Source organism: Paraburkholderia sp. BR10954 (genome assembly GCF_040965775.1).
GTDB classification, from domain to species: Bacteria; Pseudomonadota; Gammaproteobacteria; order Burkholderiales; family Burkholderiaceae; genus Paraburkholderia; species Paraburkholderia youngii.
Genome location: NZ_JBFRCK010000024.1, coordinates 53497 through 76580, shown reverse-complemented (window position 1 = coordinate 76580; position 23084 = coordinate 53497). Strand labels below are relative to the sequence as shown.

The following is a 23084-nucleotide window of genomic DNA, read 5'->3' as shown; positions in this document are numbered from 1 at the left end:
GGCTCTGAAAAAGCCTGAAAGCAAAAAAGCCGCCCATACAGGCGGCTTTTTTTGTTGCTGCGAGCTTCGCGCAGCGGCGGCGCACTGCCACCGCAAACAGAGGCCGCCGCGCGCGACGGCAGCCCCGTGACCCATCAACCGAGCCAGCGACGCGCGTTCTGGAACACACGCAGCCACGGGCTCGCGTCCGTGCCGATCTCGCCCCAGCCCTGCGGATGCCAGCTCATCTGCACCGCGCGATGCACGCGCTCCATGTGCGGCATCAGCACCGTGAAGCGGCCGTCGGCCGTCGTGACCGACGTGATGCCCTCGGGCGAACCGTTCGGGTTGAACGGATACTGCTCGGTCGCCTGACCACGATGATCGACGTAGCGCATCGCGACCGCGACCTTCGACTTGTCGCCTTGCTGCGAGAAGTCCGCGAAGCCTTCGCCGTGCGCGACGGCCACCGGAATGCGCGAGCCTTCCATGCCCGCAAAGAACAGCGACGGCGATGCCTGCACCTCGACGAGAGAGAAACGCGCCTCGAACTTCTCCGACTTGTTGCGCGTGAACTTCGGCCATGCTTCGGCGCCGGGGATCATCGACGCGAGGCTGCTCATCATCTGGCAGCCGTTGCAGATGCCGAGCGCGAACGTGTCTTCACGACCGAAGAACGCGGCGAACATGTCGGCCAGTTGCGCGTTGAAGCGGATCGTCTTCGCCCAGCCTTCGCCGGCACCCAGCGTGTCGCCGTACGAGAACCCGCCGCAGGCGACCGCGCCCGCGAAATCGGCGAGGTTCGCGCGGCCCGCGAGCAGGTCGCTCATGTGCACGTCGTGCGCGTCGAAGCCGGCGCGATCGAATGCATAGGCCGTCTCCAGATGCGAGTTCACGCCCTGCTCGCGCAGGATCGCGACGCGCGGACGCGCGCTCTTGCCAACGAACGGCGCGGCGACGTCTTCCGCCGGATCGAAACTCAGCACCGGCGTGATGCCCGGGTCGGCCGCGTCGAGCAGCGAATCGTATTCGGCGTCGGCACAGGCGGGGTTGTCGCGCAAACGCGCGATGCGCCAGCTCACTTCACTCCACGTGCGATGCAGTTCGGCACGCGGCGCTTCGTAGACCTTCTTCGCGTCGCGATAGATCTCGATCACGTCGCGCTCGTTGGTCTTGCCGATCACGTGCGAGCACGCCGACAGGCCATGTTCGCGCAGCGCGGCGAGCACCGCGTCGCGATCGGCCGCGCGTACCTGCACGACGGCGCCGAGCTCTTCGTTGAACAGCGCGCGCAGCGTGCGGTCTTCGCGGCGGCCGCTGGTCTGCTTCGCCCAGTCCTTCGCGTCGCCGTAATCCGATTCGTGGTTGGCGTCGAGTACCAGCATGTCGACGTTCAGCGACACACCCGCGTGACCCGCGAACGCCATTTCGCAGACCGTCGCCCACAGGCCGCCGTCCGAGCGGTCGTGGTATGCGAGCAGCTTGCCGTCGCTATTGAGCGACTGGATCGCGCTGAAGAAGCGCTTCAGATCTTCCGGATCGTCGACGTCCGGCACCGTGTCGCCGACCTGCTGCGTGACCTGCGCAAGGATGCTGCCGCCCAGACGCTGCTTGCCGCGGCCGAGGTCGATCGCGATCAGCACCGACTCGCCGACTTCGCTCACGCGCCGCAGTTGCGGCGTCAGATGGCGGCGCACGTCTTCGACCGGCGCGAATGCGGAGATGATCAGCGACACCGGCGCGACCACTTCCTTCGCGACGCCGCGGTCTTCCCAGCGCGTGCGCATCGACAGCGAATCCTTGCCGACCGGAATGCCGATACCGAGCGCCGGGCACAGCTCCATGCCGATCGCCTTGACCGTGTCGTAGAGCGCCGCGTCTTCGCCCGGCGCACCGCACGCGGCCATCCAGTTGGCCGACAGCTTCAGCTTGTCGAGCGACGCGATCGGCGCGGCCGCGATGTTGGTAATCGCCTCGCCGACCGCCATGCGGCCCGAGGCAGGCGCATTGATGACGGCGAGCGGCGTGCGCTCGGACATCGTCATCGCTTCGCCGCTGAAGCCCGCGTAATCCATCGTCGTGATCGCGACATCGGCCACCGGCACCTGCCACGGGCCGACCATCTGGTCGCGCGCGGTCGTGCCGCCGACCGAGCGGTCGCCGATCGTGATCAGGAACGACTTGCTCGCGACCGTCGGATGACGCAGCACGCTCTGCGCGACCTCTTGCAGCGCGAGGCCGGTCACGTCGACCGGTCCGAGCGCGCGCTCGACGCGCGTCACGTCGCGGTGCATACGCGGCGGCTTGCCGAGCAGCACTTCCATCGGCATATCGACCGGCTGGTGCGCGGCTTCGTTCTGCTCTGAATCGATCAGTTTCAGCTGACGCTCGGCGGTGGCCGTGCCGATCACCGCGAACGGGCAGCGCTCGCGCTTGCACATCGCCTCGAACACCGGCAGATCGGCCGGCGCGATCGCGAGCACGTAGCGCTCCTGCGCTTCGTTCGACCAGATTTCGCGCGGCGACAGGCCGCTTTCTTCGAGCTGGATCTTGCGTAGTTCGAACCGTGCGCCCTTGCCCGCACCGTCCACCACTTCGGGGAAGGCGTTCGACAGACCGCCCGCGCCGACGTCGTGAATGCTGAGGATCGGGTTCTTCTCGCCGAGCTGCCAGCACGCGTTGATCACTTCCTGCGCGCGCCGCTCGATTTCCGGGTTGCCGCGCTGCACCGAGTCGAAGTCGAGTTCAGCGGTGTTGGTGCCGGTCGCCATCGAGCTCGCGGCGCCGCCGCCCATGCCAATGCGCATGCCCGGACCACCGATCTGGATCAGTAGCGAGCCTTCCGGCAGATCGTGCTTGTGCGTGTGCTGGTCGGAGATATTGCCGATGCCGCCCGCGATCATGATCGGCTTGTGATAGCCGCGCACGAGGCCCGCGACATTCTGCTCGTAGGTGCGGAAGTAGCCGCCGAGGTTCGGCCGGCCGAATTCGTTGTTGAACGCGGCGCCGCCGACCGGGCCGTCGATCATGATCTGCAACGGCGACGCGATGCGGTCCGGGCGGCCGTACGCTTCCTGCTGGTCGGCGGGATTGCGCTGCGCGAGCGGCTGTGCGGAGTCGCGCGCGTTTTCCCACGCCTCGACGCCGTCCGGCAGTTCGAGGTTCGATACGGTGAAGCCCGTGAGGCCCGCCTTCGGACGCGCGCCGCGGCCGGTCGCGCCTTCGTCGCGGATTTCGCCGCCCGCGCCGGTCGCGGCGCCCGGGAACGGCGAGATCGCGGTCGGGTGGTTGTGCGTTTCGACCTTCATCAGCGTGTGCGTAAGCTCGACGCTGCGACCGTAGTGCTCGGGCAATTCGCTCGCGCCGAGTTCGGCTGGCGTGCGCGGGAACCAGCGCTCGGCCATGCCGCCGACCATGATCGCCGAGTTATCCGAATACGCGACGATGGTGCCCTGCGGGTTCAGCTTCTCGGTGTTGCGGATCATGTTGAACAGCGACATGTCCTGCTTCTCGCCGTCGATCGTCCAGTCCGCGTTGAAGATCTTGTGGCGGCAGTGCTCGCTGTTGGCCTGCGCGAACATCATCAGTTCGACGTCGGTCGGATTGCGCTCGAGTTTCGTGAATGCGTCGACCAGGTAGTCGATTTCGTCGTCGGCGAGCGCGAGGCCCAGTTCCACATTGGCGGTTTCCAGCGCGGCGCGGCCGCTCGCGAGCACGTCGACCGTTTGCAGCGGCTTGGCCGGCAGTTCGTCGAACAGATGCAGCGCATGGTCGCGCGACGGTGCGACGCTCTCGGTCATGCGGTCGTGCAGCGCGGCGGCGACGGCCGCGCGCGCTTCGTCGGACAGCGTCTTCTTGCCGCCGAGCAGGCCGCTTTTCAGCGTCACCGAATATTCGACGCCGCGCTCGATGCGGCGCACGTGCGTGAGCCCGCAATGATGCGCGATGTCGGTCGCCTTGCTGGCCCACGGCGACACGGTGCCGAAGCGCGGCACCACGAGGAAGGTCTCGACCGTGCCACGTTCCTTGCCTTCTTCGAATGGATCGCCGTAGTGCATCAGCGCCTCGATCTTCGCGCTGTCTTCAGCGGACAGTTCGGTCTGGGCATTGACGAAGTGCAGATACTGCCCGCGCACGCCGGTGATATTCGGGTCGATGCGCGTAAGCGTTTCGAGCAGGCGGGTTTGACGGAAATCGGAAAGGGCCGAAGCGCCGGGGAAACACGAGAAGTGGGCCATGGGACTTGACGTTGCGTCGCTCATTGATGCCGGAGAGCCGCGCATGCAGGCGACGTGAGGCGGAAAGGAAGTCCGAGATTATACCCCGGGAACGGGCTTCCAGCGGGCTCCCGGGTGTTGCGCCGGCGGGCCGCGTTTGCCTGCGCGAGGCGCCGCCGGAGTGCCCGTCGCGTCGCCGCGCGGGTGCTTTGACTGCTATCATTCGCGTTTCACCAGATCGGCGCACGCGGCCCGGGCTTCACCCGGCTGCGCGCCGCATGTCACAGCCAACGGGAACGCGCGCGAGCCGCCCGTCGGCACATCGAATCAGAGCATGGATGTCATCGTCATTGGCGGCGGGGTAGCGGGCGTCGCCACCGCTTATCAGCTGCGCGCGGCCGGCCACCGGGTATGCGTCGTCGAGCGTCACGCGACCGTCGCGCAAGGCGCCACTTACGGACAAGGCGGCACCGTGCTGCCGACGCCGCTCGACGTCTGGTTCGGCCCGACCTTCATGGCGAGCCGCTACAACGCGAAAAATGGCGTGATCAGTAAGACCGGCTTCAACGGCGCCGCGCGGCAGTTCAGCAAACAGCTCGGAGCATGGCAGGAACCCGCGGCGTTCGCGCGCCAGTACGCGCTGTTGCGGCCGCTGATCGAATCGTCGCGCGAGGCGATGGCCGACGTCGAAGCCCGCTTCGGCCTCGAATTCGAACAGGCGAGCGGTCTCCTGTACCTCGTGCGCAGCGCGCACGAATGGGAGCTGAGCGCCGCTGCGCTCGATCTGCTGGGCCAGTTCGAGGTGCCGCATCATGTGATGAGCCCGGCCGAATGCGCGGCGTTCGAGCATGCGGTGCCCACAGATCCTGAATTCGCCGGTGGCGTGTTGTTCGAGCACGAGCGCACCGCGAACTGTCCGCTTTTCACCAAGCTCGTCAAACAGGTGCTCGATGCCCGGGGCGGCGTGCAGTTCATGCCGAACTGCGAGGTGACCGGCATCCGGCTCGAAAATCAGCGCGCGGCGGTCGAACTGGCGCCGCGCGACGGCGCGCCCCGCTCGCGCGAAATCGACGTGGTCCAAGCCGACGCGGTCGTGGTCGCGGCCGGTTATGGCAGCCTCGCGCTGCTCGACCGCGCGGGACTCAAGCTGCCGCTGCATCCGCTGCGGCTGCATTCGCTGGTCGCGCCTATCGCGCACGAGGAATGCGCGCCGCATATCGCGATCGTCGATGCGGTCAAGCGCATCGGCATCAGCCGCATGAACCATCGGTTGCGGATCGCGGGCGGCGCGGTGCTGCAAAGCGCCAGCCAGATCGACAAGCCGCTCGGCGAAGCGCTGACCAAGGAGGCGCTCGCGATGCTCGGCCAGGCGACGCACGACTGGATTCCGGGCGCCGCGCGCATTTCGGCGGCGCTGCCGTGGGAAGGCGTGAAACTGCTGTCGCCGGACGGCTTGCCGGTGATCGGCAACGCGCTGCATCCGCGGCTTTTCGTCAACGTCGGGCATGGGCCCGCGGGCTGGGGCCTCGCCTGCGGCGCGGGCAAGCTCGTTGCTGAACTGATGTCGGGACAGACGCCGACGTTGCCGCAAGACACGCTCGCGGCGTTGCGGCCGGAGCGGTTCCAGTAAGGTTTCGCGCTCTTGCCGGCGGGTATGGCGGGCTGACAGCCCGCTGTCGACACCCCGCGTTCATCGCGCCACTCCCACCGCCAGCACCGAATCAGCCGCACGCCGCGCGCCTATCGGCACTACCATAGCGATTCCCCAGTCTGCCCGCCGCGCCGCGGGCGCACCGCCAGGTTCGCCATGACAGACGCCGAAAACTCGCTGCTCACCCTTTTCGATCCGCTAACCGCCCCACTCAGCGACCCGCAGCCGCGTGCGCTGCCGCTGCTGACGCTGACCGACTTGCGGATCGCCGAATCCCAGGCCGCCGCGGCCCTGCCCGAGCACACGCTGATGGCGCGCGCGGGTCACGCGGCCGCGCGCTGGCTGCTCGAACGGATCGCCGCGGACACCTCGGTGACGAAATCGCAGCAGCGCGCATGGCTGGTCGCCGGTCCCGGCAACAACGGCGGCGACGCGCTGGTCGTCGCGACGGAACTGCACAAGGCCGGCATCGCCGTCGAAGTCTGCATGCCGGTCGAAGTAAAGCCCGCCGACGCGCGCTGGGCACTCGACGCCGCACGCGCCGCCGGCGTGCCGATCGACGCGGCGCCGCCCGCCTCGCTCGACGGCTATGGCTGGCTCGTCGACGGCATGTTCGGCATCGGTCTCGCGCGGCCGCTCGACGGCGTATTCGCAACGCTCGCGCGGCAGCTGTCGCAGCGCACGAAGACGCGCCCGACCCAAGGCGCCGTGCTCGCGCTCGATGTGCCCAGCGGGCTCGACAGCGACACCGGCGCGGTGATCGGCGGCAATGGCGCGGCGGCGGTCCATGCCACCCACACGATCACGTTCATCGGCGCGAAACCTGGGCTTTTCACCGCGCAGGGCCGCGACCTCACCGGGCGGCTGACGGTCGCACCGATCGGGCTCGCCGCAGGGATCAACGGCGGCGGCGGTGGCCAGGACGCCGCCACAGGCGCCCCCCGCGCCGCGATCCAGCTCAGCGCCTCCGACCTCTTCGGCCCGTTCATGCCCCCGCGCAACTTCGCGACCAACAAGGGCACCTTCGGCAGCCTCGCGGTGGTCGGCGGCGACACCGGCATGTGCGGCGCGCCGATCCTCGCGGCGCGCGCGGCGCTCTACAGCGGCGCGGGCAAGGTCCACGTCGCGCTCCTCGGCGAAGGCGCCCCGCCCTACGATCCGCCGCACCCCGAACTGATGCTGCATCCGATCGACACGCTGCCGCTCGATTCGATGGACGCACTCGCGGTCGGCTGCGGCATGGGGCATGGCGAACGCGCGACGCGCGTCCTGCACGACGTGCTGAAACTCGACGTGCCGAAGCTGTTCGATGCCGACGCGCTGAATCTGATCGCCAAAGACCCTGCGCTCGCCGCCGAACTCACCGCGCGCGGCGTGCAAGGCGATCCGTGCATCCTGACGCCGCATCCGCTCGAAGCGGCGCGCCTGCTCGACAGCGACGCGGCGAGCGTGCAGCGCGACCGTCTCGCGGCCGCCCGTGCGCTCGCGGCGCGTTTCGCGAGCGTCGTCGTGCTGAAGGGCGTCGGCACGATCATTGCCGCGCCCGACGGCCGCCTCGCGCTGAACCCAACCGGCAACGCCGCGCTCGCTACGGGCGGCACCGGCGACGTGCTCGGCGGCATCATCGGCGCGCTGCTCGCGCAGCACCTGCCGCGCTTCGAGGCGGCGCTCGCGGGCGTCTATCTGCACGGTCTCGCCGCCGATACGCTGACCGCGCAGGGCCAAGGTCCCGCGGGATTGACGGCCGGCGAGCTGGCACCGATGGTGCGTACCTTGTTGAACAGGTTGTTCTATTCGGCGACGCCTGCTTGACGGACGTGTCGTGCGCAGGTTGTTCGCGGCGCGCGGTCACACCGGTGAAACATCGCCATCCCAATCATTGCGAGCGCGCGCAACGCACTGCTGCCCCTCGCGCATCCCCGCTATACTGGTTGCCTGCGCCGCGCGTCGGATCGACTGCGGGTCGCGGCGATACTGCAGCGGGCGCGTGCGCCGCCTCGCGTTTTCGCGAAGTTCACCCGCTTCGCGAAGTATCGTCGGCACCCGCTCGCGAACCGGCCCGCGTGGCATCGCTCTGACTGAATCGCCGCATCATTCTCGGCCGCGCTTCGTGCGCGCGCCTTCCTTCGTGCCCCTTGGTTAGACGGACGCTATGACCCAGAACTCGCTCCCCTCCTGGTCCTCGCTGCAGACGCATTACGACACGATTCGCGATGCGCATCTGCGCGACTGGTTCGCCCCCGAGAACGATCCCGCTCCCACCCGCGCCGAACGCTTCACGTTCGCGGGCGGCGGTCTCGCAGCCGATTTCTCGAAGCACCGCATCACCGACGAAACCCTGCAACTGCTCGTCCAACTCGCGCGCGAAGCCGGCGTCGAAAAGCGCCGCGACGCGATGTTCGCGGGCGAAGTCGTCAACCCGACCGAAGGCCGCGCCGCGCTTCACACGGCATTGCGCGCAACCGACCCGAAGACGCCGTTCTTCGCCGACGTGCAGGCCGAGCGCAAGAAAATGGCCGCGTTCGCCGAACAGGTTCGCAGCGGCGCGTGGACCGGCTACACCGGCAAGCGCATCCGTCATGTCGTGAACATCGGCATCGGCGGCTCGGATCTCGGGCCGAAGATGGTCGTGCACGCGCTGCATCATCTGGCGACGCCCGAGATCTCGACGCACTTCGTGTCGAACGTCGACGGCGCCGATCTGTACAACGTGATGCAGCAGATCGATCCTGAGGAGACGCTCGCGATCATCGTGTCGAAGACCTTCACGACGCTGGAAACGATGACGAATGCGCGCTCGCTGCGCGACCTTTTCATCCAGAAAGGCTGCCCGGAAAGCGCGCTCGCGAAGCACTTCGTCGGCGTGTCGGCGAATACGGCCGAAGTCGTCAAGTTCGGCATCGCGAAAGAGAACGTGTTCTCGATGTGGGACTGGGTCGGCGGACGGTACTCGCTGTGGTCGGCCGTCGGTCTATCGATCATGATCGCCATCGGCCCGCAGCAATTCGACGAGTTGCTCGCCGGCGCCAACGAGATGGACCAGCACTTCCGCACCGCGCCGCTCGAAAAGAACCTGCCGGTGCTGCTCGGCATGATCGGCATCTGGTATCGCAACTTCTTCGGCTCGCAGAGCTATCTGGTCGCGCCGTATTCGCAGGCGCTGCATTTCCTGCCCTCGTATCTGCAGCAGCTTGAGATGGAGAGCAACGGCAAGTCCGCGCGTCTCGACGGCGCATTCGTCGACTATGCGACTTCCGCGGTCACGTGGGGCGAGCCGGGCACGAACGGTCAGCACGCGTTTTTCCAGATGCTGCACCAGGGCCCGACGATCGTGCCGATCGATTTCATCGCGGTGCTGACGCCCGAGCATCCGCTCGCGAGCCATCATCCGAAGTTGCTCGCGAACTGCTTCGCGCAAAGCGAAGCGTTGATGCTGGGTCGCACGCTCGAGGAAGCAAAGAAGGTCGCCGGCCCCGACAAGCCGGAACTCGCGCCACACCTGACGTTCCCCGGCAACCGCCCGACCGCGACGCTGTTGCTCGACGCGTTGACCGCGCGCACGCTCGGCGCGCTGATCGCGCTTTATGAACACAAGGTGCTGGTGCAGGCGTCGGTGTGGAACATCAACCCGTTCGATCAGTGGGGCGTCGAGCTCGGCAAGATCCTCGGCAAGGTGGTCGAAGCCGATCTGGGCGCCGCGAGTGCCGACGTGAAGAAGCATGACTCGTCGACGTCGGCGTTGATCGCGCGGGCGCGGGCTGCGTTGAAGCGCTGAGTAGAAGCTTGAAGTGCGCGATAGTGCGCCCTGGACAAAACAAAGCGGGCTACGGCCCGCTTTGTTTTTGCTTCGAAGGCCACATGGTCGCGGCGGTACGCGAGCCCATGCCCGCGATCCGGCAGACCATTACGCGAGCCGCCCCGCTTCGATCGTCACCGTGGTGTCGCAACGCCGCGCGAGTTCGATGTCATGCGTCACGAGCACGAGCGTCGCGCCGTGCGCGCGATTCATCTCGAACATCAGATCGATGACCGCGTGGCCGGTGGCCGCGTCGAGACTGCCGGTGGGTTCGTCGGCAAACAGGATCTTCGGGCGGGTGACGAACGCGCGAGCGAGCGCAACGCGCTGCTGCTCGCCGCCCGACAGCAGCTTCGGATAATGACCGGTGCGCTGCCCGAGCCCTACCTGTTCGAGCAGTTCACGCGCGCGCGCGGAGGCCTCGCGTGTGCCGATGCCGCCTTGCAGTTCGAGCGGCAACGTGACGTTTTCGAGCGCGGTCAGATGCGGCATCAATTGAAACGACTGGAACACGAAGCCGACCGCGCCGCTGCGCAATGCGGCGCGCCCGTCTTCGTCGAGCTCGCCGAGTTCGCGGCCGAGCAGCCGAACCGAGCCCGCGCTCGCGCTGTCCAATCCCGCGAGCAGCCCGAGCAGCGTAGACTTGCCCGATCCGGATGCACCGACGATCGCGACGCTGCTGCCGGCATCGATGGCAAGATCGATGTCATCGAGAATCGTGAGTTCGCCCGTCGCATCCTTAACCCTCTTGCACAAACCCCGCACTTCAATGACTGGATCAGTTCTGTTTGGCATGGTGAAGCGTAGGTTGAAAGTGCGCGCCATCGCCGCTCGCGCCGCGGCGCTGACTGCGGCATTCGGCGCGACCATGATGGCCGCCGCGCTGGTTTGGTTACCGTTGCAGGCTCATGCGGCGAATGCGCCCGAACCCGCGAAGCCGGTGATCGTCGTACTCGGCGACAGCATCTCCGCCGAGTACGGGCTGCCCCGCGATACGGGCTGGGTCGCGTTGATGCGTCAGCGTCTGGCCGAAGAGCGCATCGATTATAGCGTCGCCAATGCGAGCATCAGCGGCGACACGACGAGCGGCGGGCGCGCGCGTCTGCCCGCGCTGATGGAACGGCTCAAGCCGAGCATCGTGATCGTCGAGCTGGGCGCCAACGACGCGTTGCGCGGCGTGCCCCTCTCGACGACCGAGGCCAACCTGCGCACGATCATCGAACAGGCGCAGCAAGGCCACGCGAAGGTCGTGCTCGTCGGCATGTACGTGCCGCCCAATTACGGCCCCGACTATACGCAAAAGTTCCACGGTCTCTACGGCCAGCTGTCGAAGGAATTCCATCTGCCGCTCGTGCCTTTTTTGCTCGCCGGCATCGCGGATAAACCGGATATGTTCCAGGCCGATCAGATCCACCCGACGCAGCAGGCACAGCCACTGCTACTCAACAACGTGTGGCCCGCTGTCAAGCCACTCCTTCGCACAAGTTCGCCGCACTGAAACACCTGCTAACGACTTGTTTCCGGAACCTTGGGGGAGCACGGATCGCCGAGCCGTTTGACGCATGGGGCGTTCCGTACCACCCGGCTCAATCTTGAGCGACTCCTGAGGAGATAACGTTGAAATACTTACCGTTAATCGCTTTGACTGTTGCCATCTCGGCCTGCGCGGCTCAACCGCCGGCCGGGGTTCAGTCCGTGGGTCAAAGCCAGCAGCCGCCTCGCGCCGTCGCAACCTGCATCGCGCAGAAATGGGCGGATAGCTCACAACAGCAGGTCGTTTCGCAAAGTATCCTGGCCAACGATCAGGCCATGGACGTCTACGTCCCGGGCCAGCAACCGCCCAACGGCGCGGCAGCGGTGGTCCGTCCGTCGTATAGCGGCAAGGGTACGTGGGTCGGCTTCCGCGCAGGCGGCGCCGGCGCAAGCGATGCTACTGGCGCGATCAGCGGCTGTCTGTGAAACGGTCGTCCTGGGCGTAGATAGAAAAAGCCCCGCATTTGCGGGGCTTTTCCTTTGACCGGCAGGTAGTGCCTACTGCGGCTTACTGGTCGGCCGTCTGCGCGGCGTTGTCGAGCGTGCCGTAGAACTGCACCTTCGAGCGCTCGCGCAGCGCCTTCAGATAGGCCTCGGCCTGCGACTGCGCGTCCACCTGCGCAATCTGCTGCTGAGCGACGGCGAGATGCTGCGCGTCGGTGGCCGCGGGCGGCACGATCTGGTTCACGCGATAGATCGCATAGCCGTCATCGCCGAGATCGACACCGACGTAGGCCGGCAACTTTTGCGCATCGACCTTGTAGATCGCGCTCAGTGCGGCAGGCGGCACGCCCTGCGCGTCATTGCGCGATACCTTCAGCGGCGACGAGAAACCGGCGGTCGCCTTCGATTTCTCGAACTCGGCCAGCTTCGCAACGCCGTCCTTGTGCGCCGCTTCGTTCGCCTGCTCGGCGATGACCTTCTGACGCACCGCGTCCTTCACCGCGTCGAAGGCGGGCACGGCGGCGGGCTTGTAATCCGTCACGCGCGCGGCGATCAGCGTGTTGTTGCCGACGTCGATGGCCTGCGTGTTGTTGTGCGCCGATACCGAGTCGTTCGCGAATACGGCTGCGAGGAACTTCGGATTGTTCAGCGGGCTGTCGGGCGGCAGCTTCGCATCCGGCTGTGGCGTGACCGTCGCGGTCTGGATCTGCAGCTTGAACTTGTCCGCGGCCGGCTGCAGGCTCTTGGCCTTTTCATAGACCAGCGACGTAAAGCCTTCCGAGCCGTCGGTGAACGCCTTGCTCGCCAGTTGCGTCTTCAGCTCCCTGGTGATCTGGTCTTTCACTTCGTCGAACGACTTCGTTACCGCCGGCTTTACATCAGTGACCTTGATGATGTGGAAGCCGAAGTCCGTCTGCACGATGCCACTGATTTCGTCCTTCTTCAGCGCGAACACCGCGTCGTCGAACGCCTGGCCGCCCGCGATCATGCCGCGGCCGAAGTAACCGAGATCGCCGCCCTTCGATGCCGAACCCGGGTCCTGCGAGCTCTGCTGCGCGATCTGCGCGAACTGGTCTGGATGCGCCTTGAGCTGCGCGAGCAACTCCTCGGCTTTCTGCTTCGCCTTGGCCTTGTCGGCCGCGCTCGCGTCCTTCGGTGCCGCGATCAGGATGTGGCTCGCGCGCACTTCACCTTCGGTGCGGAAGTGGGCGATGTTGTCGTCGTAGTATTTCTTCAGGTCCGCGTCGCTCGGCTGCACCGATGCGCCCAGCGTGGCCGGCGACATCACCAGATACTGGATCGTCGCGGTAGCGGGCGTCGCGAAGTCGTTGCGATGCGCGTCGTAATACGTTTGCAGTTGCGCATCGGTCGGCTGGATCTTCGCTTCGTAATCGTGCGGATGGAACGCGATGCCCTGCACTTCACGCTGCTGCTGGGCCAGCTCGGTCAGGTGCTGCGCAAGCGTCTTCGACGTGAACGCGCTCGCCGCGATGCTCGCGGGCAGCTGTTGCATCGCGAGGTTGTAGCGCATGCGCTCGTCGTACTGATCGGGCGTCATGCCCTGCATCGCGAGCAACTGCTTGTAACGCTCGAGGTCGATCGAACCGTCGGGATTTTTCAGCGACGAAATCACCGGATCTGACAGCAGCGCACGGCGCACCGCGTCGTCCGATGCGGTCAGATGCAGACGCTGCGTTTCGTCGGCGAGCACACGCTGCTCGATCATGCCGTCGAGCATCTGGCGGTGGCGCTCCGGTGTGTCGAACGACTTCATGTCGAACTGTGCACCGAGCATCTGACGGCCCCGGTCGATCTGCTGGCGCATCGCGTCGTCGTATTCGACGCGGGTGATCTTGTGACCGTTGACACTCGCGACGTTTGCGCTTTCGTCAAAGAAGCCGCGGAAGCCCTGAATACCCACAAAACCCAACCCCGGCAAAATGACGAGGATGAGCATGAACATCATCAGGCGTTGGTGATTGCGGAAAAAATCGAGCATGCGTGAGGGATGCCAAAAACAGAACGCCCGATCTTACCTCAGCGGGCAACAAAAAAGGCGAACCGGAGTTCGCCTTTCGTGGATACTGGCGGAGTGGACGGGACTCGAACCCGCGACCCCCGGCGTGACAGGCCGGTATTCTAACCGACTGAACTACCACTCCTTTTACTGCGCTCTTGCAACTGAAAACACTGCCGCCGAATCTGAAACTGGTGGGTGCTGAGAGGCTCGAACTCCCGACCTACGCCTTGTAAGGGCGCCGCTCTACCAACTGAGCTAAGCACCCGTTTCGTGATTCAGTGCTTGATGTGTTTTCTGCCTTGCAGCCGCTCACCCGATGAATCGACGATGCAACCGGGCCAAGCAATTCCTCAAGCAGCAAGCCCGTTAGTTTAGCGCATCCTTCAACGCTTTGCCAGGCCTAAATTTAGGAACTTTTGCTGCCTTGATTTTGATCGCGGCGCCCGTGCGCGGATTGCGCCCGGTGCGCGCGGTGCGCTTGCCGACCGCGAACGTGCCAAAGCCGACCAGCGTGACCGATCCGCCCTTCTTCAACGTGCTTTTGACGCCCGCGATGACTGCATCGAGCGCACGGCCGGCCGCAGCCTTCGAAATGTCGGCTTGCTGTGCGATGTGATCGATCAATTCCGTCTTGTTCATTCAAAACCCCCGTGAATGTTTATTGGCAATCGTGACAGTGCTTTCCAGCACCTCCCGCCACGCGGCCGGCGCTAACGCCAGGCCGCCCCATTAGAAGCGGCCGAAACCCTTGTGTCAAGCGGGGTTGAGCCTGATCGGGGTGATTTTAGAGGGGCGCTTTCATCACAGTATGTTGCAGCGGACAGTCTGGTGATGCGACACCGCGCCAAGGTCGTGCGGGCAATAAAAAACCCGCGGCCTTGACCGCGGGTTTTCTGCTTCAGCGAGCAACAGCGCTGCTGGATGCTTTGACGTCAGCGCATTCAGATGCGCTTCGGACCTTAGTGCTTGACGACGTCCGTCGCGGCATCCTTGCCCGGCTCGGCACCAACCGGCGCCGAAGGCTTCGGTTCTTCTTCCGGCAACGCCTGCGGCACGCGTTCGAGCGCAAGTTCGAGCACCTTGTCGATCCAGCGGACCGGCACGATTTCGATCGCGTTCTTCACGTTGTCCGGAATCTCCGTCAAGTCCTTGACGTTTTCTTCCGGAATCAGCACCAGCTTGATACCACCGCGATGCGCCGCGAGCAGTTTCTCCTTCAGGCCGCCGATCGGCAGGACTTCGCCACGCAACGTGATTTCGCCCGTCATCGCGACATCGGCGCGCACCGGAATACCGGTCAACACCGACACCAGCGCGGTCGTCATCGCGATACCAGCCGAAGGACCATCTTTCGGCGTCGCGCCTTCCGGCACGTGGATGTGAATATCCTGCTTGTCGAACGCTTCGTCCTTGATGCCAAGACGACGTGAACGCGAACGCACGACCGAGCGCGCCGCTTCGACGGATTCCTTCATCACGTCGCCGAGCGAACCCGTGCGGATCACATTGCCCTTGCCCGGCATCACTGCGGCTTCGATAGTCAGCAGATCGCCGCCCACTTCCGTCCACGCGAGACCCGTGACCTGGCCCACCTGATTTTCCTTTGCGGCCAGACCGAAGTCATACTTGCGCACGCCGAGGAACGTGTCGAGATTGCTACCGTCGACCTTCACCGCGCCTTCCGCCTTCTTCAGCAGAAGCATCTTCACGACCTTGCGGCAAATCTTCGACACTTCACGCTCGAGCGAACGCACGCCCGCTTCACGCGTGTAGTAGCGAATGATGTCGCGGATCGCGGATTCGGTCACATCGACCTCACCATCCTTGAGGCCGTTGTTCTTCTTCTGCTTCGGCAACAGATAACGCTGCGCGATGCTGACCTTCTCGTCTTCCGTATAGCCGGACAGACGAATCACTTCCATCCGGTCGAGCAGCGGCGGCGGAATGTTCAGCGAGTTCGACGTCGCGACGAACATCACGTCCGACAGATCGAAATCGACCTCGACGTAGTGATCGGCAAACGTATGGTTCTGTTCCGGATCGAGCACTTCGAGCAGCGCCGACGACGGATCGCCGCGGAAATCCTGGCCCATCTTGTCGACTTCGTCGAGCAGGAAGAGCGGATTGCGTACGCCGACCTTGGTCAGGCTCTGCAGGATCTTGCCCGGCATCGAACCGATGTACGTACGACGGTGGCCGCGAATCTCGGCTTCGTCACGCACGCCGCCCAATGCCATGCGCACGAATTTGCGGTTCGTCGCGCGCGCGATCGACTGGCCGAGCGAAGTCTTACCGACACCCGGAGGCCCAACGAGGCACAGGATCGGCGCCTTGACTTTGTCGACACGTTGCTGGACCGCGAGGTACTCGAGGATGCGTTCCTTCACCTTCTCGAGACCGAAGTGGTCTTCGTCGAGCACGCGTTCCGCATTCGACAGGTCGTTGTTGACCTTGCTCTTCTTACGCCACGGCAAGCCGATCAGCGTGTCGATGTAGTTGCGCACGACCGTCGCTTCCGCCGACATCGGCGACATCAGCTTGAGCTTCTTCAGCTCGGCGTCGGCCTTCTTCTTCGCTTCCTTCGGCATGCGGGCAGCCGTGATGCGCTTCTCGAGCTCCTCGAGATCCGCACCTTCTTCGCCTTCGCCGAGTTCCTTCTGGATCGCCTTGACCTGTTCGTTCAGGTAGTACTCGCGCTGGCTCTTCTCCATCTGACGCTTCACGCGCCCACGGATACGCTTTTCGACCTGCAGGATGTCGATCTCGGCTTCGAGTTGCGCGAGCAGATGCTCGAGCCGCTCGATCACCGGGAACATCTCGAGGATGTGCTGCTTCTGGTCGAGCTTGAGCGGCAGATGCGCGGCAATCGTGTCCGCGAGACGCCCGGCTTCGTCGATACCCGACAAGGAGGTCAGGATCTCCGGCGGGATCTTCTTGTTCAGCTTCACATACTGGTCGAACTGCGACACGATTGCGCGACGGAGCGCTTCGGTTTCGGCGCTGTCGGCGTGGTCGGGTTCGAGCGGCATGACTTCGCACGAAAACTGCGTTTCCTGTTCTTCGATGGAAAGCGTTTTCGCGCGCTGCAAGCCTTCGACGAGCACCTTCACGGTACCGTCGGGCAGTTTCAGCATCTGCAGGATGTTGGCGATACACCCTACTTCGTACATGTCCTTTTCGGTCGGCTCATCTTTCGCAGCCGTTTTCTGGGCGACGAGCATGATGTGCTTGCCGCCTTCCATCGCTGCTTCGAGAGCCTTGATCGACTTCGGGCGGCCTACGAAGAGCGGAATCACCATGTGCGGGAAAACGACTACGTCGCGCAGCGGGAGCAGCGGCAGCGTAATGCGTTCCGGCGGGAGGAGTTGGGTTCCTGACATTTCATTTCCCCATGAGTGGAATCAGTTCGTTCGATAGGTGAGGCCAGCAGAAAATTTTGCAAGCCTCCGCGTGTGGGAAAAGTTCAGTGACTCCGAAGGTTCAGTGACTCCATAGTTGAGAACAACCAGCCTGACCACACGATAAACGAAAAAGCCGTTCACGTCGCCATGAACGGCTTTTTTGCAAAACTCGAAAGCCGATCAGTTCGAACCCGCGACCTTCGGCGCGTCTTCGTAGATCAGCAGCGGTTTGCCGTCGCCGTCGATAACATTGTCGTCGATGATGACCTTGCTGACACCTTTCATTTGCGGAAGGTCGTACATCACGTCGAGCAACGCCTGTTCCAGAATCGAACGCAGGCCCCGCGCCCCGGTCTTGCGGCGGATCGCCTTGCGCGCCACGGCCTGCAGCGCAGCCGGACGAATTTCCAGTTCGACGCGCTCCATGCTGAAGAGCTTGTGATACTGCTTGACCAGCGCATTCTTCGGTTCGACGAGAATCTTCATCAGCGCCGCTTCGTCGAGCTTGCCGAGCGTGGCAACCACCGGCAGACGGCCGATCAGTTCTGGAATCAGGCCGAACTTGATCAGATCTTCCGGTTCCACTTCGCGCAGCACTTCACCGGCATCGCGGTCCTGTTTGCTCTTCACGCTGGCGCCAAAACCGATGCCAGTCTTCTCGGTACGGTCGACGATGACCTTTTCCAGGCCGTCGAACGCGCCACCGCAGATGAACAGGATGTTGGTCGTATCGACCTGAATGAAGTCCTGGTTCGGATGCTTACGGCCACCTTGCGGCGGCACCGACGCCATCGTGCCTTCGACCAGCTTCAGCAGAGCCTGCTGCACGCCCTCGCCCGACACGTCCCGTGTGATGGACGGGTTGTCGGACTTGCGGCTGATCTTGTCGATCTCGTCGATGTAGACAATCCCGCGCTGGGCCTTGTCCACCTCGTAATTACAATTCTGCAGCAGCTTCTGGATGATGTTCTCGACGTCTTCACCGACATAGCCGGCTTCCGTCAGCGTGGTCGCGTCGGCGATCACGAAAGGCACGTTCAGAAGGCGCGCGAGCGTCTGCGCGAGCAGCGTCTTGCCGGAGCCGGTCGGACCGATCAGCAGGATGTTGCTCTTCGACAACTCGATTTCGTCCTTCTTGTCGAGATGCTTGAGACGCTTGTAGTGGTTGTAGACCGCGACCGCGAGGATTTTCTTCGCGCGTTCCTGACCGATCACGTACTGGTCGAGAATTTCGCGGATTTCCTGCGGAGTCGGCAGGTCGGACTTTGACAAGCCCGCCTCGATGCCCGCGCCTGCAGCCTCGTCACGAATGATTTCGTTGCATAGATCGATACATTCATCGCAGATGAATACCGACGGGCCAGCGATCAGTTTCTTGACCTCATGCTGGCTCTTGCCGCAGAACGAGCAATACAACAGCTTTTCGCTGTTAGAACCTTTCTTGTCCGCCATAGATGTGTGAGCCTCCGGACACCGGATTACATAATACGCCGTTTGCCCCCGCCACGCAGTTTGGGCGCGGCAGAGCTAGTGAGCAGGATAACGGCGCTTGCCGCAGACGCCCGGACGGAAGTTGAACATTCACCACCGGCCCGATGACGGTTTTGCCGCAACAGTGGGCAAAACAGCGTGGCAAAACCGTACCAGATCAAGGACGCTTGTGCGCCACTTGGTCAACGAGGCCGTACGCCTGCGCGTCATCGCCGGACATGAAATTGTCGCGGTCGGTGTCACGCGCGATGCGCTCGACGGGCTGACCGGTGTGATGCGCGAGCAGATGATTCAGTCGATCCTTCAGGTACAGGATTTCGCGCGCCTGGATTTCGATGTCCGATGCCTGACCGCGCGCGCCGCCGAGCGGCTGGTGAATCATCACGCGCGAATTCGGCAGCGCGAAACGCTTGCCCTTCGCGCCGGCCGCGAGCAGAAAAGCGCCCATGCTTGCCGCGAGCCCCATGCAAAGGGTCGAAACGTCCGGCTTGATGAACTGCATCGTATCGTAGATCGCCATACCGGCAGACACGGAGCCGCCCGGGCTGTTGATGTAGAAGTAGATGTCCTTGTCCGGATTCTCGCTTTCGAGAAACAGCATCTGCGCAACCACCAGGTTGGCTGTCTGGTCGTTCACTTCGCCCACGAGGAACACAATGCGTTCCTTCAGCAGCCGCGAATAAATATCATACGAACGCTCGCCCCGGCCGCTCGTTTCCACGACGATCGGCACCAGACCGAGTGCCTGCGCTTCGAGATCCCGGGACGACTGGGAGGTCAACGTGTCCAGCATTTGGGCGCGAAAGGTCATGCAATGGATCCTTGTCTGGAAATATTCTGAATATTAGCTGCTAGACACAGATTGGTGCGACGAGCCCGTATTCAAGTGCCGTCTTTGTGTGCACCCACGACCGGGGATCCGGTACGTCACACACTCTCGCGGCGCAAAAAAACGGCGTGCGGGCCGTCGGTCGCTCCGACAGCCGGCACGCCGTTGCAGCGACGCTTACGCTTGCGCCGTTGCGCTTGCCAGTTCCTCGAAGCTCACTTCCTTGTCTGTCACCTTGGCCTTGCTGAGGACGAAGTCGACGACGTTGGCTTCAACGACGTACGCTTCCATTTCAGCAAGACGTTGCTGGTTCGAATAATACCAGCGGACGACTTCCTTCGGGTCTTCGTAGCTTTTCGCGAATTCGTCGACTTCGGCACGGATCTGCTCCGGCTTCGCCTGGAGTCCGTTCGCCTTGACGAGTTCAGCCAACACGAGACCCAGCTTGACGCGGCGCTCGGCCTGTTCCTTGAACATCGCAGCCGGGATCGGCGCGTCCTTCGCGTTCGGCACGCCACGCTGCTCCAGATCCTGGCGAGCCATAGCGACGAGGCGCTCCTGATCCTGTTCGATCAGCGCGTTCGGCACGTCGAGTTCCGAGATCTTCAGCAGCGCGTCCATCACCTGATTCTTGACGATGGCTTGCGTGCGGCGCTTCGCTTCGCGCTCGAGGTTGTCCTTGATTTCGGCGCGCATCTTGGCCAGATCGCCGTCCTGGATGCCGAGCGATTTCGCGAATTCACCATCGACTTCCGGCAGATGCGGCCATTCGATCTTCTTCATCGTGATCGTGAATTGCGCCGTCTTGCCCGCCACTTCCTTGCCGTGGTAGTCGTCCGGGAACTTCAGGTCGAATTCCTTCGCTTCGCCGACCTTCAGGCCGAGCGCCGCTTTTTCGAATTCCGGCAGCATGCGGCCTTCGCCGAGGATGAAGCCGAAGTCTTCGGCGCTACCGCCCTGGAATGCTTCACCGTCGATCTTGCCGACGAAGTCGACCGTCACGCGGTCGCCTTCTTTGGCGGCCGTGTCCGCGCCGCCGTCGCCGTGCTCGCCGGCTTCGCCGCGAGCGTGGAAGTGCACTCGCTGCTTGCGCAGGATGTCCAGCGTGCGGTCGATTTCCGCTTCGCTGATGGTGGTCGTGGTGCGCTCGATTTCAGCCGTGGCGACGTCGCCCAGCTTCACTTCCGGGTACACCTCGAAGGTCGCGTCGAACGCGTAGCTGCCTTCAGCGGCGTCGGTCTTCGGCGCGAAGCTCGGCTGACCCGCCACACGCAGGTTCTCGGCGCGGCTGATGTCGAAGAATTCCTTGCCGACCTTGTCGCTCAGCACTTCGGCTTCCACCTGGCCCGAATACTGTTGCGTGACCATCTTGAGCGGCACCTTGCCCGGGCGGAAACCCGGCATGCGCACGTTCTTCGCGAGTTGACGTATACGCGAATCCACTTCCTTCTGCACGGCATCCTTCGGCAGGGAAATCGTCACGCGGCGTTCGAGCTTGCCGAGGTTTTCAACAACGTTAGCCATGGCTTCAATCGTCCTAAAATTATTCGAGCGAATCAGTTATCTTCTCCGTGCTGCCCGTCGATGTCGCTTCGCATCGATTTGCGCCGATTGCATCGATCACGCACCTGCGCCGCGGGCTTGCAGGCCGCCGGCAGCACGGTTGAGTCCAAAGAGCCGAATATTTTAGCAAACTATTTGCGCGCCAAGCCGGGATTCGATGAATGCATCGAGTTTTCCCTTCATTCTGCGCGTTTTGCGGGGCATTTTCGGGTTGTTTTGGCACAGCAAGCGTGGTTTGTCTCTGGCGTCGCTATCCGGTTTGCAGCGATCCCGCCTATGCCTTTCGACATATTCAGCCGACGCCCCCATGCTGATAAGCTAACGCACTCGGTCGGGCCACTACCGCCGGTCACCGGCAGCCGGTCGCTTCATCGGCGCCAGCAACCGCTTACAACGCCTCAAACCTCTCAGAGACACCATGCCGAATTCGTCGCCCTCGCCTGTCGTCGTCATCGCTCCCGATTCATTCAAAGGCTCGCTCAGCGCGGAAGAGGTCGCGCAGGCGATCGCAGCCGGCATCCAGCGTGCCCGCCCCGACGCAAGCGTGCGCATTTGTCCGATGGCCGACGGCGGCGAAGGCACGCTCGACGCCATGCTCACGAGCGGCGGCGAGCGCCGCACGCTTAGTGTGCGCGGCGCGGCCGGCCCGACGCGCGCGGCGCTCACAGGCCTGCTCGCGGATGGCAGCGCAATCATCGAAACGGCGGAAATCGTCGGCATTACGGACCCAGTCGGCATGGCCGTGCCGGTCGAGGCGCGCAGCACGCGTGGCATGGGCGAAGCGATTCGCGCGTTGCTCGACGCCGGCGTGCGGCGCTTTTTCGTCGCGCTCGGCGGCAGCAGCACGAACGACGGCGGCGCCGGCTTGCTGACCGGCCTCGGCCTGCAACTGTTCGACGCGCAAGGCAACGCGCTCGAAGGCACGCCCGAGCAGCTTGCACGCGTGGCGCGGGTCGATGCGTCGCTACTCGACGCGCGGCTTGCCGACACGCAGTTCGTGGGTATGTCGGACGTCGACAATCCGCTGACCGGCGAGCACGGCGCGACCGCGATCTTCGGACCGCAAAAAGGCGTGAAGCCCGAACAGGTCGCACCGATCGACGCGGCGCTCGCGCGCTTCGCCGATCTGCTCGAAGCCGCGCTCGGCCACAGCGCGCGCGACCTGCCGGGCGCGGGCGCGGCAGGCGGTCTCGGCTTCGCGTTGCATATGCTCGGCGCGCAGTTCGAGGCGGGCGCGGAGACCGTCGCGCGGCAAATCGGCCTCGACGCGGCGCTCGCCGGCGCCGACTGGCTGATCACCGGCGAAGGCCGCTCCGACGTACAGACGCTGCATGGCAAGGCGCCGTTCATCGCGTGCGCGCATGCGCGAGCCGCGGGCGTGCCCGCCACGCTGCTGTCGGGCGCAGTCGACCCCGCCGCGCTGCCACGCCTCGCCGAACACTTCAGCGGCTGCTTTTCGCCGGCGCCCGGGCCGATCACGCTCGACGTCGCGATTCGCGACGCAGCGCGCCTGCTCGCCAACGAGGCGGAGCAGTTGACGCGGCTGAAATACGGCATGCGTTGACCCGCGAAACGGTTGCCGCAACAATCACAGCGCCACGACCGTTCCACACATCACGGGGTGACCATGAAGGACTCCGCCAAAGCCGGGCTCGAGCAGCTCCTCACGTATCGTCTGCATGTTCTAAACAAACTGGCCGAGCGCGGCATCAGCGCGCGCTACGCGGCGAAGCTCGACGTAACGCTGCCTGAAGCGCGTGTGATTGCGTCGGTGGGATCGTTCGGACCATTCTCGATCATGGAACTGGCTCGTCATGCCAATCTGGACAAAAGCCAGGCGAGTCGCGCAGCCGAAGCGCTGATCCGGCAGGGACTCGTGCAACGCGAGACGAGCGCCGCGGACGGCCGCGTCGTGCTGGTCTCGCTGACGCAGGAAGGTCGCGCGCTGTATCGCAAGGTGATGCCGATCGCGCGCAAGTGGAACGGCGATATGTTCGACTGTCTCGACGAAGAAGAAAGGGCCGCGTTCGGCGCGGCGCTCGACAAGGTAATTCGCGCGATGAACGCGCGGGAGTGATCACGCGCGGCGCACCGGCCATATTTGAAGAGCGCCGTTTCACGGCATTGGGCGGCGCGTGTCAAAATTGAGCATTGGCCAAC

The 23084-nt window shown here is 64.3% G+C and carries 15 protein-coding genes and 2 tRNA genes; 7 read left to right on the top strand and 10 right to left on the bottom strand.

Features of this window, described 5'->3' with window-relative positions:
- Window positions 1–134 precede the first annotated feature (134 nt).
- Window positions 135–4217: a phosphoribosylformylglycinamidine synthase gene (purL, locus tag AB4Y34_RS27855; protein ID WP_368717838.1), complete on the bottom strand. Its 4083-nt coding sequence runs from the start codon at window positions 4215–4217 to the stop codon at window positions 135–137.
- Between the two features lie 313 nt (window positions 4218–4530).
- On the opposite strand from purL, the gene AB4Y34_RS27850 reads away from it, so the two are divergent.
- The 3 genes from AB4Y34_RS27850 to pgi all read left to right on the top strand — a co-directional run bounded on the left by AB4Y34_RS27850 (window position 4531) and on the right by pgi (window position 9622).
- Window positions 4531–5826 (top strand): FAD-dependent oxidoreductase, encoded by a 1296-nt coding sequence (locus AB4Y34_RS27850; protein ID WP_368717837.1) that lies wholly within the window; start codon window positions 4531–4533, stop codon window positions 5824–5826.
- Between the two features lie 177 nt (window positions 5827–6003).
- Window positions 6004–7659 (top strand): NAD(P)H-hydrate dehydratase, encoded by a 1656-nt coding sequence (locus AB4Y34_RS27845; protein ID WP_368717836.1) that lies wholly within the window; start codon window positions 6004–6006, stop codon window positions 7657–7659.
- A gap of 340 nt (window positions 7660–7999) precedes the next feature.
- Entirely contained in the window at window positions 8000–9622 is a 1623-nt protein-coding gene (gene pgi / locus AB4Y34_RS27840; protein ID WP_368717835.1) for a glucose-6-phosphate isomerase, read from the top strand.
- 129 nt (window positions 9623–9751) lie between these two features.
- Here pgi and AB4Y34_RS27835 read toward each other — a convergent pair whose 3' ends face one another.
- Window positions 9752–10438, bottom strand: a complete 687-nt coding sequence (locus tag AB4Y34_RS27835) for an ABC transporter ATP-binding protein (RefSeq protein WP_176108599.1) — start codon at window positions 10436–10438, stop codon at window positions 9752–9754.
- Between AB4Y34_RS27835 and AB4Y34_RS27830 the strand changes: the two genes are divergently transcribed.
- Window positions 10437–11141, top strand: a complete 705-nt coding sequence (locus tag AB4Y34_RS27830) for an arylesterase (RefSeq protein WP_176367321.1) — start codon at window positions 10437–10439, stop codon at window positions 11139–11141. The genes AB4Y34_RS27835 and AB4Y34_RS27830 overlap by 2 nt on opposite strands.
- Window positions 11142–11260: 119 nt before the next feature.
- Window positions 11261–11602 carry a hypothetical protein gene (locus tag AB4Y34_RS27825; protein WP_368597414.1) on the top strand — a complete coding sequence of 114 codons (342 nt, stop codon included), beginning with the start codon at window positions 11261–11263 and terminating at the stop codon, window positions 11600–11602.
- A gap of 82 nt (window positions 11603–11684) precedes the next feature.
- Here AB4Y34_RS27825 and AB4Y34_RS27820 read toward each other — a convergent pair whose 3' ends face one another.
- The 8 genes from AB4Y34_RS27820 to tig form a co-directional block, all read right to left on the bottom strand.
- On the bottom strand, window positions 11685–13619 hold the full coding sequence (locus AB4Y34_RS27820) for a SurA N-terminal domain-containing protein (RefSeq protein WP_368717834.1): 1935 nt from the start codon (window positions 13617–13619) through the stop codon (window positions 11685–11687).
- 86 nt (window positions 13620–13705) lie between these two features.
- Window positions 13706–13782, bottom strand: a tRNA-Asp gene (locus AB4Y34_RS27815).
- 47 nt (window positions 13783–13829) lie between these two features.
- A tRNA-Val gene (locus AB4Y34_RS27810) sits at window positions 13830–13905 on the bottom strand.
- 101 nt (window positions 13906–14006) lie between these two features.
- Window positions 14007–14279, bottom strand: a complete 273-nt coding sequence (locus AB4Y34_RS27805; RefSeq protein WP_008923411.1) for an HU family DNA-binding protein — start codon at window positions 14277–14279, stop codon at window positions 14007–14009.
- A gap of 320 nt (window positions 14280–14599) precedes the next feature.
- Window positions 14600–17020 carry an endopeptidase La gene (gene lon, locus AB4Y34_RS27800; RefSeq protein WP_018432018.1) on the bottom strand — a complete coding sequence of 807 codons (2421 nt, stop codon included), beginning with the start codon at window positions 17018–17020 and terminating at the stop codon, window positions 14600–14602.
- 201 nt (window positions 17021–17221) lie between these two features.
- Window positions 17222–18493 (bottom strand): ATP-dependent Clp protease ATP-binding subunit ClpX, encoded by a 1272-nt coding sequence (gene clpX / locus AB4Y34_RS27795; RefSeq protein ID WP_013089402.1) that lies wholly within the window; start codon window positions 18491–18493, stop codon window positions 17222–17224.
- A gap of 196 nt (window positions 18494–18689) precedes the next feature.
- On the bottom strand, window positions 18690–19343 hold the full coding sequence (gene clpP, locus AB4Y34_RS27790; protein WP_013089401.1) for an ATP-dependent Clp endopeptidase proteolytic subunit ClpP: 654 nt from the start codon (window positions 19341–19343) through the stop codon (window positions 18690–18692).
- Between the two features lie 195 nt (window positions 19344–19538).
- Window positions 19539–20885, bottom strand: a complete 1347-nt coding sequence (tig, locus tag AB4Y34_RS27785) for a trigger factor (protein ID WP_368717833.1) — start codon at window positions 20883–20885, stop codon at window positions 19539–19541.
- A 457-nt stretch (window positions 20886–21342) separates the two neighbouring features.
- On the opposite strand from tig, the gene AB4Y34_RS27780 reads away from it, so the two are divergent.
- Together AB4Y34_RS27780 and AB4Y34_RS27775 are read left to right on the top strand one after the other, a co-directional pair.
- Complete coding sequence (locus AB4Y34_RS27780) at window positions 21343–22488, top strand: glycerate kinase (RefSeq protein ID WP_368717832.1); 1146 nt, start codon at window positions 21343–21345, stop codon at window positions 22486–22488.
- A gap of 63 nt (window positions 22489–22551) precedes the next feature.
- Complete coding sequence (locus tag AB4Y34_RS27775) at window positions 22552–23001, top strand: MarR family winged helix-turn-helix transcriptional regulator (protein WP_176108605.1); 450 nt, start codon at window positions 22552–22554, stop codon at window positions 22999–23001.
- The last annotated feature ends 83 nt before the right edge of the window (window positions 23002–23084 follow it).